Source organism: Afipia sp. GW822-FHT03D08, assembly GCF_058801645.1.
Genome location: NZ_JBXANK010000001.1, coordinates 369,902 through 383,117 on the forward strand (window position 1 = coordinate 369,902; position 13,216 = coordinate 383,117).

The 13,216-nt window shown below is 62.8% G+C and carries 16 protein-coding genes; 10 read left to right on the forward strand and 6 right to left on the reverse strand.

Annotated elements, in window-relative coordinates:
- Positions 1-113 precede the first annotated feature (113 nt).
- From AC1RM7_RS01760 to AC1RM7_RS01770, 3 genes are all read left to right on the forward strand, one after another.
- On the forward strand, positions 114-3,311 hold the full coding sequence (locus AC1RM7_RS01760; RefSeq protein ID WP_024919111.1) for an efflux RND transporter permease subunit: 3,198 nt from the start codon (positions 114-116) through the stop codon (positions 3,309-3,311).
- A complete protein-coding gene (locus AC1RM7_RS01765; protein WP_024919112.1) occupies positions 3,301-4,500 on the forward strand; it encodes an efflux RND transporter periplasmic adaptor subunit in 1,200 nt (399 codons plus the stop codon). Before AC1RM7_RS01760 ends, AC1RM7_RS01765 begins: the two co-directional genes overlap by 11 nt.
- A 110-nt stretch (positions 4,501-4,610) precedes the next feature.
- Positions 4,611-5,054 carry an MgtC/SapB family protein gene (locus AC1RM7_RS01770; RefSeq protein WP_006020339.1) on the forward strand — a complete coding sequence of 148 codons (444 nt, stop codon included), beginning with the start codon at positions 4,611-4,613 and terminating at the stop codon, positions 5,052-5,054.
- 46 nt (positions 5,055-5,100) lie between these two features.
- Here AC1RM7_RS01770 and AC1RM7_RS01775 read toward each other — a convergent pair whose 3' ends face one another.
- Entirely contained in the window at positions 5,101-5,415 is a 315-nt protein-coding gene (locus tag AC1RM7_RS01775; RefSeq protein ID WP_081758591.1) for a hypothetical protein, read from the reverse strand.
- A gap of 177 nt (positions 5,416-5,592) precedes the next feature.
- Here AC1RM7_RS01775 and AC1RM7_RS01780 point away from each other — a divergent pair, with 177 nt between their 5' ends.
- A complete protein-coding gene (locus AC1RM7_RS01780; protein ID WP_024919113.1) occupies positions 5,593-5,844 on the forward strand; it encodes a DUF6719 family protein in 252 nt (83 codons plus the stop codon).
- An 8-nt stretch (positions 5,845-5,852) separates the two neighbouring features.
- Here AC1RM7_RS01780 and AC1RM7_RS01785 read toward each other — a convergent pair whose 3' ends face one another.
- From AC1RM7_RS01785 to AC1RM7_RS01795, 3 genes are all read right to left on the reverse strand, one after another.
- On the reverse strand, positions 5,853-6,407 hold the full coding sequence (locus AC1RM7_RS01785) for a cupin domain-containing protein (RefSeq protein ID WP_024919114.1): 555 nt from the start codon (positions 6,405-6,407) through the stop codon (positions 5,853-5,855).
- 209 nt (positions 6,408-6,616) lie between these two features.
- Positions 6,617-7,810 (reverse strand): ABC transporter substrate-binding protein, encoded by a 1,194-nt coding sequence (locus tag AC1RM7_RS01790; protein ID WP_024919115.1) that lies wholly within the window; start codon positions 7,808-7,810, stop codon positions 6,617-6,619.
- Between the two features lie 207 nt (positions 7,811-8,017).
- Positions 8,018-8,230 (reverse strand): KTSC domain-containing protein, encoded by a 213-nt coding sequence (locus AC1RM7_RS01795; protein ID WP_024919116.1) that lies wholly within the window; start codon positions 8,228-8,230, stop codon positions 8,018-8,020.
- Positions 8,231-8,329: 99 nt separating this feature from the next.
- Here AC1RM7_RS01795 and clpS point away from each other — a divergent pair, with 99 nt between their 5' ends.
- From clpS to AC1RM7_RS01810, 3 genes are all read left to right on the forward strand, one after another.
- Positions 8,330-8,641, forward strand: a complete 312-nt coding sequence (gene clpS / locus AC1RM7_RS01800; RefSeq protein WP_006020345.1) for an ATP-dependent Clp protease adapter ClpS — start codon at positions 8,330-8,332, stop codon at positions 8,639-8,641.
- A 105-nt stretch (positions 8,642-8,746) separates the two neighbouring features.
- Entirely contained in the window at positions 8,747-9,811 is a 1,065-nt protein-coding gene (locus AC1RM7_RS01805; protein ID WP_024919117.1) for a carboxylesterase family protein, read from the forward strand.
- A 53-nt stretch (positions 9,812-9,864) separates the two neighbouring features.
- Complete coding sequence (locus tag AC1RM7_RS01810; RefSeq protein WP_244434435.1) at positions 9,865-10,713, forward strand: tetratricopeptide repeat protein; 849 nt, start codon at positions 9,865-9,867, stop codon at positions 10,711-10,713.
- A gap of 17 nt (positions 10,714-10,730) precedes the next feature.
- On the opposite strand, the gene AC1RM7_RS01815 is transcribed toward AC1RM7_RS01810, so the two are convergent.
- Positions 10,731-11,054, reverse strand: a complete 324-nt coding sequence (locus AC1RM7_RS01815; protein ID WP_024919119.1) for a hypothetical protein — start codon at positions 11,052-11,054, stop codon at positions 10,731-10,733.
- Positions 11,055-11,208: 154 nt separating this feature from the next.
- Between AC1RM7_RS01815 and AC1RM7_RS01820 the strand changes: the two genes are divergently transcribed.
- Positions 11,209-11,430: a hypothetical protein gene (locus AC1RM7_RS01820; RefSeq protein WP_152544107.1), complete on the forward strand. Its 222-nt coding sequence runs from the start codon at positions 11,209-11,211 to the stop codon at positions 11,428-11,430.
- A 25-nt stretch (positions 11,431-11,455) separates the two neighbouring features.
- Positions 11,456-11,764, forward strand: a complete 309-nt coding sequence (locus tag AC1RM7_RS01825) for an MliC family protein (protein WP_024919120.1) — start codon at positions 11,456-11,458, stop codon at positions 11,762-11,764.
- A 9-nt stretch (positions 11,765-11,773) separates the two neighbouring features.
- Here AC1RM7_RS01825 and AC1RM7_RS01830 read toward each other — a convergent pair whose 3' ends face one another.
- A complete protein-coding gene (locus AC1RM7_RS01830; RefSeq protein ID WP_024919121.1) occupies positions 11,774-12,169 on the reverse strand; it encodes a RidA family protein in 396 nt (131 codons plus the stop codon).
- A gap of 438 nt (positions 12,170-12,607) precedes the next feature.
- Here AC1RM7_RS01830 and AC1RM7_RS01835 point away from each other — a divergent pair, with 438 nt between their 5' ends.
- Complete coding sequence (locus tag AC1RM7_RS01835; protein ID WP_024919122.1) at positions 12,608-13,198, forward strand: NADPH-dependent FMN reductase; 591 nt, start codon at positions 12,608-12,610, stop codon at positions 13,196-13,198.
- Positions 13,199-13,216 lie beyond the last annotated feature (18 nt).

Consider the following 13,216-nt stretch of genomic DNA (forward strand, 5'->3'; position numbering starts at 1 on the left):
CGGCGTTGCGCAATCGCGGCAGATTCAGGTAGATCAGCCCTGACTGAAAGCGTGAAGACAACAGGTCTTTCCCGCAGGGGCAACGTCGCGCCTGCCGACCGAGAAAACATAAGATGAATGCGCTTGTCCGGATTGCCCTGAGCCGACCCTATACTTTCGTCGTGCTCGCGGTCCTGCTGCTGATCGTCGGGCCGCTGGCGGCCCTGCGCACGCCGACTGACATTTTCCCCGAAATCCGCATCCCGGTGATTGGTGTGGTGTGGCAGTACACCGGCCTGCCGCCTGACCAGATGTCCGGCCGCATCGTGACGCCGTTCCAGCGCGCGCTGACCACGACGGTCAACGACATCGAGCACATCACGGCGAACTCGTACAACACCTACGGCGTCATCAAGATCTTCTTCCAGCCGAACGTCGACATCCGCACGGCGAATGCGCAGGTCACCGCGATCGCGCAGACCATGCTGAGGCAATTGCCCGCCGGTTCGACGCCGCCGCTGATCCTGAACTACAGCGCCTCGACGGTGCCGATCATCCAGCTTGCGCTCGGCGGCGAGGGGTTGACCGAACAGAACATGTTCGACATCGCCACCAACCAGTTGCGCACGCCGCTGGTCACCGTGCCCGGCGCGGCGATCCCGTGGCCGTTCGGCGGCAAGCAGCGCCAGATCCAGCTCGACATCAATCCGACCGCGATGCAGGCGCTTGGCCTGTCCGGACAGGATGTCGCCAATGCGCTCGCCGCGCAGAACCTGATTACGCCGGTCGGCACCCAGAAGATCGGCAACTTCGAATACAACATCCAGCTCAACAACGCGCCGCGCAAGATCGAGGAGCTCGGCAACCTGCCGATCAAGGTCGTCAACGGCGCGACGGTCTATATCCGCGACGTGGCTCAGGTGCGCGACGGCAACCCGCCGCAGACCAACATCGTTCATGTCGACGGCACGCGATCGGTGCTGATGATGGTGCTGAAGGCGGGCGCGACGTCGACGCTGGATATCATCTCCGGCATCAAGCAGAAGATCATCAACACCAAGGACCAGTTACCGGAGCAGTTGCGCGTGAATCTGCTCGGCGACCAGTCGATCTTCGTGCGCGGCGCCATCGCCGGCGTCGCGTTTGAAGGCGTGCTGGCGGCGGCGCTGACCAGCATCATGATCCTGCTGTTCCTCGGAAGCTGGCGCTCGACCCTCATCATCGCGATCTCGATCCCGCTCTCGGTGTTCGGGGCGATCATCTGTCTGTCGGCGGTCGGCGAGACGCTCAACATCATGACGCTTGGCGGCCTCGCGCTCGCGGTCGGTATTCTGGTCGACGACGCCACCGTGACCATCGAGAACATCAACTACCATCTCGAACACGGGATGGAGGTCGAGCCGGCCATTCTCGAGGGCGCGCGCCAGATCGCGACGCCTGCCTTCGTCACGCTTCTCTGTATCTGTATCGTGTTCGTGCCGATGTTCTTCCTCACAGGCGTGTCGCGCTTCCTGTTCGTGCCGATGGCGCTCTCGGTGATGTTCGCGATGACCTGGTCATTCATCCTGTCGCGCACGCTGGTGCCGACGATGGCGAAGTATCTGCTGCATCCGCACCCGCATGACGAGAACGGCAATCCGCTGCCTCCGCCGGAAAGCCGCAATCCGCTGGTGCTGTTCCAGCGCGCATTCGAAAAGCGTTTCGAACGGGTGAGGGACGTCTATCACGGCCTGCTGCAAATGGCGCTCGGCCATCGCAAGGTGTTCGTTATCGGCTTCCTCGGCTTCGTCGGGGTCTCGTTCCTGCTGGTGCCGTTCCTCGGCCGCAACTTCTTCCCGTCGGTCGATACCGGGCAGATCCTGATCCACGTCCGCACCCAGATCGGGACGCGGGTCGAAGAAACAGCCAACAAGCTTGCCGATATCCAGAAGGTGATCCGGCAGGTCATTCCGTCCGACAAGATCGAGACCATGGCCGACAACATCGGCATGCCGATCTCGGGCATCAACCTGACCTACAACAACACCGGTGTGATCGGCCCGCAGGACGGCGACATCCAGATCAAGCTGAAAGAAGACCACAAGCCGACCGAGGAATATGTACGCGAGCTGCGCGAAAAGCTGCCGCGCGAATTCCCCGGCGTCTCGTTCGCGTTCCTTCCCGCCGACATCGTCAGCCAGATCCTGAACTTCGGCTCTCCGGCGCCGATCGACATTCAGGTGCGCGGCGCGAATACGGTTGAGAATTTCAGATACGCCAATGATCTCCTGCGGCGGATCAAGCTGATTCCGGGTGTCGCCGATGCGCGCATCCAGCAGTCGCCGAACAATCCGAGCTTCGACGTCAATGTGGACCGGACCCGCGCGCAGTATGTCGGCCTCACCGCGCGCGACGTGACCAACAGCATGGTGGTGAATCTCGCCGGCAGTTCGCAGGTTGCGCCGACGTTCTTTCTCGATCCGAACAACGGCGTGTCCTATTCGATCGTGATGCAGACGCCGCAGTACCAGATCGACTCGCTGAACAAGCTGGAGGCGCTGCCAATTTCCTCCGCCGGAATTGCCACGGCGCCGATGCTGGGCGGCATCGCCGACATCAAGCGCTCCTCCTCGAGCGCGGTGGTCTCGCAGTATGACATCCAGACCATGGTGCAGATCTTCGCCACGCCGCAGGGCCGTGACCTCGGCGCGGTTGCCGCGGACATCAACAAGGTGATCGCGGAAACCGCCAAGGATCTTCCGCGCGGCAGCCGCGTGGTCCTGCTGGGGCAGGTGGAGACGATGAACAGCGCCTTCGCCGGCCTGCTGTTCGGCCTGCTCGGCGCGATCGTGCTGATCTACCTTCTGATCGTGGTCAACTTCCAGTCGTGGTCCGATCCGTTCGTGATCGTCTCGGCGCTGCCCGCGGCGCTTGCGGGCATCGTGTGGATGCTGTTCGCGACCCACACCACGCTGTCGGTTCCGGCGCTGACCGGCGCGATCATGTGCATGGGCGTGGCGACGGCGAACTCGGTGCTGGTGATCGCCTTCGCCCGCGAGCGCTTTGACCAGCTCGGCGATCCGGTCGCGGCCGCGCTCGACGCCGGTTTCGTCCGGTTCCGCCCCGTGCTGATGACGGCGCTTGCCATGATCATCGGCATGACCCCGATGGCTCTGGGAATGGGCGAGGGCGGCGAGCAGAATGCGCCGCTCGGCCGCGCCGTGATCGGCGGCCTGATTTTCGCAACGACCGCCACATTGCTGTTCGTACCGGTGGTGTTCAGTATGGTTCACAAGAAGAAGCAACAGCCCGCGACATCCGCGACGGCGCCGGAGATGGTTCATGCAACCTGACAAGACCTCGTCAGTCTCGCCCCGCAAGCTGAGGCTCTATGGCACCGTCGCCATCGGCGTGCTTGCAGCCGTTGTTGTCAGCGGGATCATCACCCGTTCGAAGGGCGACGCCAATCTCAAGGAATGGACCGACGCGCAGGCGATCCCCTCGGTCGCGGTCGCGCTGCCGGGCACCAAGCCGCTCAACGCGACGCTCGATCTGCCGGGACGTCTGGAGGCCTATTCGCGTGCGCCGATCTACGCTCGCGTCAGCGGCTATCTCAAGAGCTGGAGCGCCGATATCGGTGCTCAGGTCGCGGCCGGACAGAAGCTTGCCGAAATCGAAGCGCCAGACCTCGACCAGCAACTTTTGCAGGCTCGCGCGGACCTCGCGAATTCGCAGGCGGCGGCCAAGCTGTCCGCTGCCACGCTCGCGCGCCGCAAGACGCTGCTGGCGTCGAACTTCGTCTCGCAGCAGGAAATCGATGAGCGTTCGGCCGATCTCGCCAGCAAGGAAGCGCAGGTCAACGCGATGAGCGCGAACGTGCAGCGGCTCGAGGCGCTGGCGAGCTACAAGAATGTCACCGCGCCGTTCGATGGCGTGGTTACCGAACGCAACACCGACGTCGGTGCGCTGATTAACGGCGGCACCGGTTCGGGTGCCGCGATGTTCGTGGTGTCCGACGTCAAGAAGCTGCGTCTCTATGTGAACGTGCCGCAGAACTATCTGCCCGGCATCAGGATGGGCGCGAAAGCGGTCGTCACGGTGCCGGAATATGCGGGCCGCACCTTCCCGGCGACCATCGAGGCGTCGTCGCAGTCGGTGGATGTTTCGTCCGGCACGACCCGCATGCAGCTTGCGATCGAGAACCCGAAGGGCGAATTGCGTCCCGGCGCCTTCGCCAACGTCAAGCTGGCGCTGTCCAGCGATGCGCAGCCGCTGAGCATTCCGGCGAGCGCACTGGTCTTCAACAACAGCGGATTGCGCGTGGCCACGGTGACCGCCGGCGACAAGGTGCTGTTCAAGACCGTGACCATCGCACGCGACCTCGGCCGCGAGATCGAGATCGCCAGCGGACTGTCGCCCGATGATCGGATCATCATCACACCGCTCGACGGTATTGCGGACGGCGATCAGGTCCGCATCGCCGGCCAAGGTAAGGACGGCACGCCGCGGACCAGTTCCAACGCCACCACCAAGACCGAGTAGCTCGCCTTCCTTTGGATGAGCCTGGTTCCAGGGACCGCTCTGGATTGCGTGAGCTTTTTGTCGCGGTTCACCTGTCCGGAAAACCTCTACGGTGAACCGTGGAGAATCTCATGCAATCACTTCTGGAAGCAGCGGGCAGTTTCAGGCTCGGCCCTCATCTGGTCGCGCTGACCATAGCTTACGTGCTGGCGCTGCCGATCGGCTGGAATAGGGAAAAGGAAGAGCGGAGTGCCGGCCTGCGGACCTTCCCGCTGGTTGCGCTGGCGACCTGCGGCATCGTGCAGGCTACCGAGCACATTCTCGCAGGTCACCCCGAAGGCACGGCACGGATCATCGAGGGCCTGATGACCGGCATGGGCTTCATCGGCGGCGGCGCGATCCTCAAGACCGAGAATACGGTGCGGGGCACGGCGACAGCCGCCAGCCTCTGGGCCACGGGCGCCACCGGCGCGGCGGTAGGGCTCGGCGCCTACGACGTCGCCGTGGTCATTTCACTGTTCACGTTCCTGACGCTCTGGCTGCTGGCCCCCTTGAAGCAGGAAGCCAAGAGGTAAAAATCCGGCACGGGTTAAGCGCGCCGGATTGCTCCGGTGGAGCGGGCTACCGGCCCACCTTACCCGGGTAGCCGGGATTGGACGTGCTGTCGCCGGGGAGGCCGCTCGGGGAGGCGCCGGTCCCGATTTTCCCGGGCGTCGATGTGTTCGGCACGCCAGGCTGGTTGACCCCGGTGTTGCTGCCGGTGGTCCCCGGTGACGGAGCCGTTGCTGCAGGTGGTGGAGTTGCCGGTGAGACGCCAGGCGAACCCGCAGCGGAGCCGCCCGGCGAGGAGGGCGGAGCAACCTGGGCCGACGCCGCAATCGTCGAGGCCGCAAGCGAGGCGGCGATGATCGTTGTCAGAAGCAATTTACGTCGCATTAGAACCTCCGTTGCTACTGGAGGCTCAACACATCGTGCGGCACACCGTTCCGGTCCGGCCGCGTGATGCCTGCCGGAAGACCATGCCGAGAAAATAATCATCGTGCTGCTGTTCGCGTCTTGGAACCTTCACCGAAAAAGCGCATTGTGATGTCTGCCTTCCCAGAGATGAGTGTCATGCGTACCGTTGTTGCTCTCGCACTTCTTTGCACCGTCTCCGCGCCGTGCCTGGCGCAGGAATTGTCACCCAACTTCCTGAAAAAAGAACCTTATTTCCTCTCGCCGTGGTCCGTCGTCTATGTCGACAACGGGAGTTGCGGTGTTGGCAAGGTGATGAAGGTCACAGGTTCCCTCGGTGCGCTCCGGCGCAAGAAGGCTTGCGTCCCGATGGGACGCGAACAGGCCTCGCGCGCCGTCGCGATCCCCTGATCCTCTGGCTAACTGCGTTTTTTCCAAAGCTCGACCAGCGGGCCGCGCGATCCGTAGACCGGATCGGTGTCCGGCAGCGCGACTTCCGGAATGCTCTGGACTGCAAGGCGATAGTTTTCCAGGGTGGGACGCGAGATCTGCATCTGCGGGCCGGGCGGGTAAGCACCTACCACGACGAAGTCGTCACTCGCCGACAGCCGCTGGTGACCGGTGCCTGCGGGCAGGATCGCGACATCGCCCTTTCTGATCTCGAAATCTTCGCCATGGTCGCCGCCGAAGCGAACCAGCGCCCGGCCGCGCGCGACGCCCAGCACTTCATGGACCGTCGCATGATAGTGGAGATAGTCGAAAATACCGTTGCGCCAGGTCTGGCCCCAGCCATTGGCGTGGAACGTGTCCTCGATGGCCTGTTCCGGATTACCGTTTTCGAGTGCGATCGCGCTCTTGTAGAGCAGGAACGGCAGCCGGTTGTTCGGAACCGATCCATCATCCGCAAAGACGAAGGATACAGGCTTGATCTTGAACGATGGCGTCGAGGGATCCGAATGATAGGTCACAGTCATGGGGCCGAATCCATGGTTCCGTCATCAGATGGGGGATTTTGCCGGCGGCGAATGCCTGCGCGGCGGGGTCGCAAATACAACGCGGCAGCGGCGGCTATGTTCCCGCGGCCTTGCCGCCGGGTCGGCGTCTCAAGGCCAAAAGCAGAGGGCGCCGCGAGATGATCGCGACGCCCTGATGATGTGTCAGATGTCTGATGGCGTTAGTTGCGTCAGTCGGCTTTCAGGACGCTGCCGAACTGGTCCCAGCTCTTGCCGTTCCACTTCTGCAACTGAAGCTGTGTGTAGGCCTGATTGACCGTCTCGCTTGTGTTGACCTTGATTCCCGGCAGCGCGGTCGGCAGCGTCAGATCCTTGATGCTCTTGCTCTGCTTCAGGATGTTTTCGCGCGACAGATCGTTGCCGCTTTGCTTGATCAATTGCTCGAGGATCATACCCTGCTGGTAGCCAAACATATAGTTCTGGTCAGCGAGGTCGGCTCCGGGGAGATACTTCTGCGCGAAGGCGATGAAGTCCTTCACACCCTGGTCATCCTTCCACTTCGGATCTGTCGGCTCTTTCTGGAAGCCCGCAGTTACCACACCCACCACCTTGTCGAGACCAACAGGCACGAAGGTTGCGCCGATCGAGGCCCCAACGAAGTTGACGACGGTGAGCGGTTTCCAGCCCATCTCGTTCATCTTGCGGAGAGCCTGCGCCGCGAATTTTGGCGTTCCCGCAAACAGGAATGCGTCGGGTGCGCTCGCCTTGAGGTTCACGACCTGTGAATCCACTGTCGGGTCGGCGACTTCATAGGGGATCGCAACGAGCTTGGTTGCGGCCTCGTCCTTGTAGGACACCTTCATCGCGTTGAGGAAGTCCTTACCGAAGTCGTCGTTCTGATAGAGGATTCCGACCTTCGCGTTCGGCAGCTCCGCGCGGAAGTATTTCGCATAGACCTTGCCTTCGGTGTCGTAGCTCGGCAGCGACGTGGTGGTCAGCGGATACTCTTTGCTGTCCGTAAACTTGGTCGCGCCCGTTGTAATGAAGGCGGAGGGTATTTTCTTGCCGGTCAGATACTTGTTGGTTGCCGAGTTCGACGGAGTACCGAGCTGGCCGAACATGAAAGCGACCTCGTCGCTTTCGATCAGCTTGCGGGTGTGTTCGACCGCCTTCGGCGGGCTGTAGGCGTCGTCATAGGTGATGAGATTGATCTTGCGGCCGTTGATGCCGCCGCGGTCGTTGATCTGGTTGACATAGGCGATCAGCCCCTTACCGGCGTTGCCCAGCGCCGATGCCGGGCCACTGAAGGGGAAGGTCGCTCCGACCTTGATCTCGGTGGCGGTGACGCCAGGGGCGTCCGCCGCGACAGCAGCCGTGGTCAGCGTGAGCGATGCGGCAAGCGCGGCGAATAATATCCTCGACATAGTGGTTCTTTCTCTCCCGTGAGCCGCCCGTCCATCGATGCGGATTATTAGTTCGATTTTAGAACTTGAAATTAGCTTCCGCGAAAAGGGGGTGCAAGTGGAAAAAATCCATTGCTAAAGGAGATTTGTGCGACATAAGCGCCGCGAATGTGGGTCAATACCGGCCTCAGTATCGATTCTGGACTGTCAGGTCGGCTCAAGCGGTGGTCAACCGCCGCGGCGTTCGGCGAATTCGTAGCGGTCGCGGATCAGGGTGTTGAAGAAATCGCCCTTCGAAGCAGCCCGGCAGAACTGGAAATAGACCTCGCCGGGAACGCCGAAATAGCTGTAGGACCGTCCGCTCGTGAAAGTGACGTGAAGCTCGCGCGCCGGCGCGTTATAATCGATGCGCGAAATCACGCTTGATGCGACCTGCGGCATGCGGCCCCTCGATGATCCCAGCCTGCCGAATATGGGGTGCGGAACGAACCATACCAACCCGCGAACGTGTCCGAGACAGACCAGTCCGAGAGATGCCTGATGAGCCCGACAACCGTCAAACCGAAAACCACCACCAAGACCAAGGTCAAGCTGGAGCGGCCGCCGCTCTACAAGGTGATCCTGCTCAATGACGACTACACGCCGCGCGAATTCGTCGTCAGCGTGCTGAAAGCGGTTTTCCGCATGGGCGCGGAGACGGCAAGCCGCGTGATGCTCACCGCGCATCAGAAGGGCGCCTGCGTCATCGCGGTCTACACGCGCGATGTGGCCGAGACCAAGGCCAAGGAGGCGACAGAACTCGGCAAGGCCAAGGGCTATCCGCTGTTCTTCACGACGGAGAAGGAAGAATAGGCGGGGCCGCTTTTCATCCGGTCAGCTTGCTGAAATCGTAAATCATGGCTGCCAGTCCGGAGCCTCGCCTTGCCTGCGCGCCGCTCCGGACGGTAGCGTGCGGCGATGACATCCGATCCCGCAACGATCCTGCCGCCATTGTTCGCTTGCCTCGAGACGCTCGGCGTTATTGCGCGTCACCTCGATCCCCAGACCTTCGGTGAAGTGATGGAGGCGGCCGGCACGCCGGACGCGGCGTTGCGCGCGGCCTATTCGGACTTCAAGCCGTCCGATACATCGGACGACGTCGGCAAGCGGCTTGTCGCCGCAAGCGATGAAGCCCTGTCGGCGTTCGCAGAATTGCGTGCGGCGCTGGACGGCGGCGACATCCGCTCGGTGTTCAAGGCCCTGCGCCATCTGCCGCGTGCGCAGGAGGCGCTTTATCCGCTGGCCTCGATGATCCCGGCGGTGAACGGCTTCTTTCTCGATTCATCCCTGCGCTCCGACGCCGACGTCCTTGCGCGCAGCATGCAGCCGCCGCGTGAGGGCGTGACCGGCGTGATGCACTTCGACAATGAACCGCGCACGCGCGGCGGCTTCTCGCTCTACGTGCCGGAAACCTACACGCCGGATCGCGCGTGGCCGCTCGTCGTCGCTCTGCACGGCGGCAGCGGTCACGGCCGCGGCTTCCTGTGGAGCTGGCTGCGCGACGCGCGCAGCTTCGGTGCGATCCTTGTCGCGCCGACATCGGCAGGCAATTCGCTGGGCAGCACGTGGGCGCTGATGGGCGACGACAACGATACGCCGAACCTCGCGCGCATCGTGGAGCAGGTCAGCGCGCAATGGAATGTCGATCCCGACCGGCGGCTGCTGACAGGCATGAGCGACGGCGGCACGTTCTGCTATGTCAGCGCGCTCGACAGCGGCTCGCCGTTCACGCATCTCGCGCCGGTCTCCGCGACATTCCATCCGATGCTGATTTCGATGGCCGACGCGCAGCGGATGCAGGGGCTGCCGATCTATCTGGTCCACGGCGCGCTGGACTGGATGTTTCCGGTCGAGGTGGCGCGGCAGGCGCAGCGTGCGCTGAGCGCGGCGGGCGCGGACGTGACCTATCGCGAGATCGACGATCTCGCCCATACCTATCCGCGCGAGATCAACGCGCCGCTGCTGGAATGGCTGAAGGCATAGCGGTGCGGGCCGTTGTCGGGGTATAACGGGCCATGAAGCGACCCGGGTTCCCGATGAAGCAGACCGCAGTTTCAATTGCACATATTTTCAGCATCGCCGCAGCCGCGCTTATCGCCGCCGGCAATCATACGCCGGCGCATGCGCAGTCCGCCGATCTGGTGCTGTGCGACAGGCTCGCCGCCGACCCTGCCGATCCTGACAAGCCCGCCGATGTGAAGGGCGTTGCCAGCGTCGCGGCGGCCGATGTCGCGACCGCGATCAAATTCTGCAAGCAGGCCTCCGGCACGCGGCGCGCGATGTATCAGCTCGGCCGCGCCTATGCGGCAAACAACCAGAGCGGTGAGGCGATCGGCGCGTGGCGCAAGGCCGCCGACAAGGGCAGCACGTCGGCGATGGTCGAGCTCGGCGTCGCCTATGCGACAGGCGCGGGCATCGCGAAAGATGAAGCCGCGGCAGCCAAGCTGTTCGAGCGTGCCGCGCAGGGCGGCAATCCACGCGGCGTCAGCAATCTCGCGGCGTTGTCGGGCAAGGGCGGTGCCGCGCCTGCCGATGCGGCCCGCTCGCGCAGCCTGCTGGCGAAGGCGGCGGAGACCAACGCGGAGGCGCAGTTTCAACTGGGACTGATGTTGCAGGATGGCGTCGGGGGCCCGAAGGACGACGCGGGGGCGCGCAACCTGTTCGAGAAGGCTGCGGCGCAGGATCATCCCGGCGCGCTGGAGCGGATGGGTGCATTCGCGAAGGAAGGCCGCGGCGGTCCGCAGGATTCGAGCGCAGCGAAAACCTACTACGAGAAATCCGCAGCGCTCGGCAACGAGGACGCCAAGGCGGCGCTAAAGCGTGCGCAATGTCCCTACGTGCTCAAGGACAAGTCCGGCAAGGTTGTCACCAATCTGTGCTTCTGACGATCTGCAGACGCGCGTTAGCGCTCGCCCGCTCTTTGCTCGCGAACGACGTGCGCGCTGATCGCGGTCTCGGTTGCGCGCGGACGCTGCGTCTTTCCCGCATCCGGATTGAAGTTAAAAATCTCGAGGCTGCGCAGATGCGTCGATGCCCGCGAGACGAACACCGGCGTATCGCCGGAGATCGCCCGAAGGGTCTGGTGCCCGCAGCCGGTGCAGGCGTAGGTGAATTCCAGCTTGGTCATCGCCCAGCGTACGTCCATCACCTCCATGAGGTGACGCCGGCATTCCGGGCACACGATCACGGCCGGCTTGGCATCCCGGAGCGGCACGTTTTCGAGCATCTGGACTCTCCTTCCTGACCGAAGGACGGCGGATATAGGCGTCTGAAAGCCCTTGCGAAATCGCAAGCACCGGCGACGGCCTCAGTTTACCGCCATGCAGGGGGTAACTCCCGGGAACTGTTGCGATATGCACAGGAAAGGTGGGTCTGCTAGAGTGCCGGACGCAGCGCGCAGGAGGCCGCGCCGCCCGCCTGAGGTGCCGTCGCTGGGACTGTGCATCGGTGGGTTGCTGCTGACGGGATTCGATTCGTTGCAGTTCGTCAGTTGGGTCGGCGCGTGTATCTTCGCCGGTCTGGCCATTCGGGCGCGGATCAAGGCCGGGTTGGCCGAGGCTCAGGCGAACAAGGCCAAAGCGGATCAGACACCGGCGGCCTGATGTCGTTGGTCAGGAGAGGCGAACCATGAAATTTCTTGTCGTATGTCTCGCGGCGGCGGTCGCCGTTCTGGTCGATGCGGAGTCATCGCCCGTGGCGGCGCAAACCTTCCAGAGCTTCACGTGCGCCGACGGTGCGAGTTTCACGGCGGCTTTCCTCAAGTACGATCCGAAACAGGTCCATCTGCAACTCGACGGCAAAGCTGTCGCGCTCAGGAAGCGCTTCACGCTGACGGGTTCGCGCTACACCGGACGCGGCGTCACGCTGACGATGAACAAGTCCGGCACCATCCTGCGTCACGGCAAGCGCGGGCCGACCCGATGCACCGCGCAGTGATGAGGAGGACTATTTGACCGCCGCGATGCAATCGATCTCGATGTCGAAATGTCCTGGCCATGCGGGCACGCAGACGAAAATACGGGCAGGCGGATTGTCCGGAAAGTATCTGGCGTAGATTGCGTTGACCGCCGCGAACTTCTCGACCGACGTGCAATAGACGTTGCACTTGAGAACGTTGTCCAGCGATGATCCTGCCGTCTCGACACACAGCTTCAGTTGATCCAGCACGAGTTCCGTCTGGCGCTCGATCGGTGCATCGACGACGTCGCCCGTAGCCGGATCGAATGGCGGAAAGCCGGAGAAGTAAATCATGTCGCCGTGCCGCGTTACGGCGGAAGTCGGCGCTTTCCATCGCTCCAGATATGTGGAGAGCGGTTCGACGCGAATGATCTCACGAGGCATGAGCGAAGCTCCAGTCAAAATTCGATCTGAACAGCATACGACGAAGAGCAGCCAAATCATTTCGACGCCGGTCGAACCATCTGCGGCGTCGCGTCCGCGATGACAAGACCGCCCCTGTGACAAACTCTGGCCTCAATATCTCGCCACGCTTCAACTGCGCCGCAGGGTGGGGACTCGTCGGCGCGACATGGGGTGTTTGCGTAAAAATCTGAATCAACAAGGCCTTGACCGGCCATCGATGACTCATGGGTTCAACAAGCCTGGGGAGGCGACATGAAATCAGCGAGGGAAACCGCCGCGCGCAGTCTTGCGCATCTGGGAATTATTGCGGCCTTTGCTGTCATCGCCATCGTGGTTTTCTTGCGCTAGAAAAACTTCCGGTTGCGCCAGGGATCATCCGGTTTACGGTGATCGTGACGCCACAGGAGCCCGTGACCCATGACCGACCGTATTCTCGTTCTCTACGGGTCTTACCGTTCTGACCGGATGGGCATTCGCCTTGCGAATTTCATCGTCAAAGGCCTGCGTGAGCGCGGCGCGGACGTCGAACTGATCGATGCAAAGGCCGTCGGCCTGCCGATGCTGGACCGGATGCGCAAGGAATATCCGAAGGGTGAAGTGCCTGCGGCACTGGAGGAGCTTGGACAGAAGATCATCGCCGCCGACGGCTTCGTGTTCGTCACCGGCGAATACAACTGGGGACTTCAGCCGGGCCTGAAGAATCTCACCGATCATTTTCTGGAGGAATGGTTCTGGCGGCCCGCGGCTATTGCCAGCTATTCGGCCGGACGGTTCTCCGGCGCGCGAGCCGCGCTGGCGTGGCACGGCACGCTGTCGGAGATGGGCATGGTGGTGATCTCTTCGACCATCGCGGTCGGGCCGATCGGGCAATCGCTGTCTGAGACGGCTGAGCCGACAGGGCCGGGCGGCGAGGCGCTCAAAAAATCCTTCCCGCGTTTCGCCGATGACCTGATGTGGTGGGTCGAGGCCGCCAAGACCCAGCGCGCGAAGAAAGCGCCGCCGTATTAGGACGCGGAGGCGGGATCT

Bases quoted from the DNA above. Each gene is read 5' to 3' on its own strand.
- AC1RM7_RS01760 (WP_024919111.1), top strand. From the start codon at position 114: ATGAATGCGCTTGTCCGGATTGCCCTGAGCCGACCCTATACTTTCGTC.
- AC1RM7_RS01765 (WP_024919112.1), top strand. From the start codon at position 3,301: ATGCAACCTGACAAGACCTCGTCAGTCTCGCCCCGCAAGCTGAGGCTC.
- AC1RM7_RS01770 (WP_006020339.1), top strand. From the start codon at position 4,611: ATGCAATCACTTCTGGAAGCAGCGGGCAGTTTCAGGCTCGGCCCTCAT.
- AC1RM7_RS01775 (WP_081758591.1), bottom strand. From the start codon at position 5,415: ATGCGACGTAAATTGCTTCTGACAACGATCATCGCCGCCTCGCTTGCG.
- AC1RM7_RS01780 (WP_024919113.1), top strand. From the start codon at position 5,593: ATGCGTACCGTTGTTGCTCTCGCACTTCTTTGCACCGTCTCCGCGCCG.
- AC1RM7_RS01785 (WP_024919114.1), bottom strand. From the start codon at position 6,407: ATGACTGTGACCTATCATTCGGATCCCTCGACGCCATCGTTCAAGATC.
- AC1RM7_RS01790 (WP_024919115.1), bottom strand. From the start codon at position 7,810: ATGTCGAGGATATTATTCGCCGCGCTTGCCGCATCGCTCACGCTGACC.
- AC1RM7_RS01795 (WP_024919116.1), bottom strand. From the start codon at position 8,230: ATGCCGCAGGTCGCATCAAGCGTGATTTCGCGCATCGATTATAACGCG.
- clpS (WP_006020345.1), top strand. From the start codon at position 8,330: ATGAGCCCGACAACCGTCAAACCGAAAACCACCACCAAGACCAAGGTC.
- AC1RM7_RS01805 (WP_024919117.1), top strand. From the start codon at position 8,747: ATGACATCCGATCCCGCAACGATCCTGCCGCCATTGTTCGCTTGCCTC.
- AC1RM7_RS01810 (WP_244434435.1), top strand. From the start codon at position 9,865: ATGAAGCAGACCGCAGTTTCAATTGCACATATTTTCAGCATCGCCGCA.
- AC1RM7_RS01815 (WP_024919119.1), bottom strand. From the start codon at position 11,054: ATGCTCGAAAACGTGCCGCTCCGGGATGCCAAGCCGGCCGTGATCGTG.
- AC1RM7_RS01825 (WP_024919120.1), top strand. From the start codon at position 11,456: ATGAAATTTCTTGTCGTATGTCTCGCGGCGGCGGTCGCCGTTCTGGTC.
- AC1RM7_RS01830 (WP_024919121.1), bottom strand. From the start codon at position 12,169: ATGCCTCGTGAGATCATTCGCGTCGAACCGCTCTCCACATATCTGGAG.
- AC1RM7_RS01835 (WP_024919122.1), top strand. From the start codon at position 12,608: ATGACCGACCGTATTCTCGTTCTCTACGGGTCTTACCGTTCTGACCGG.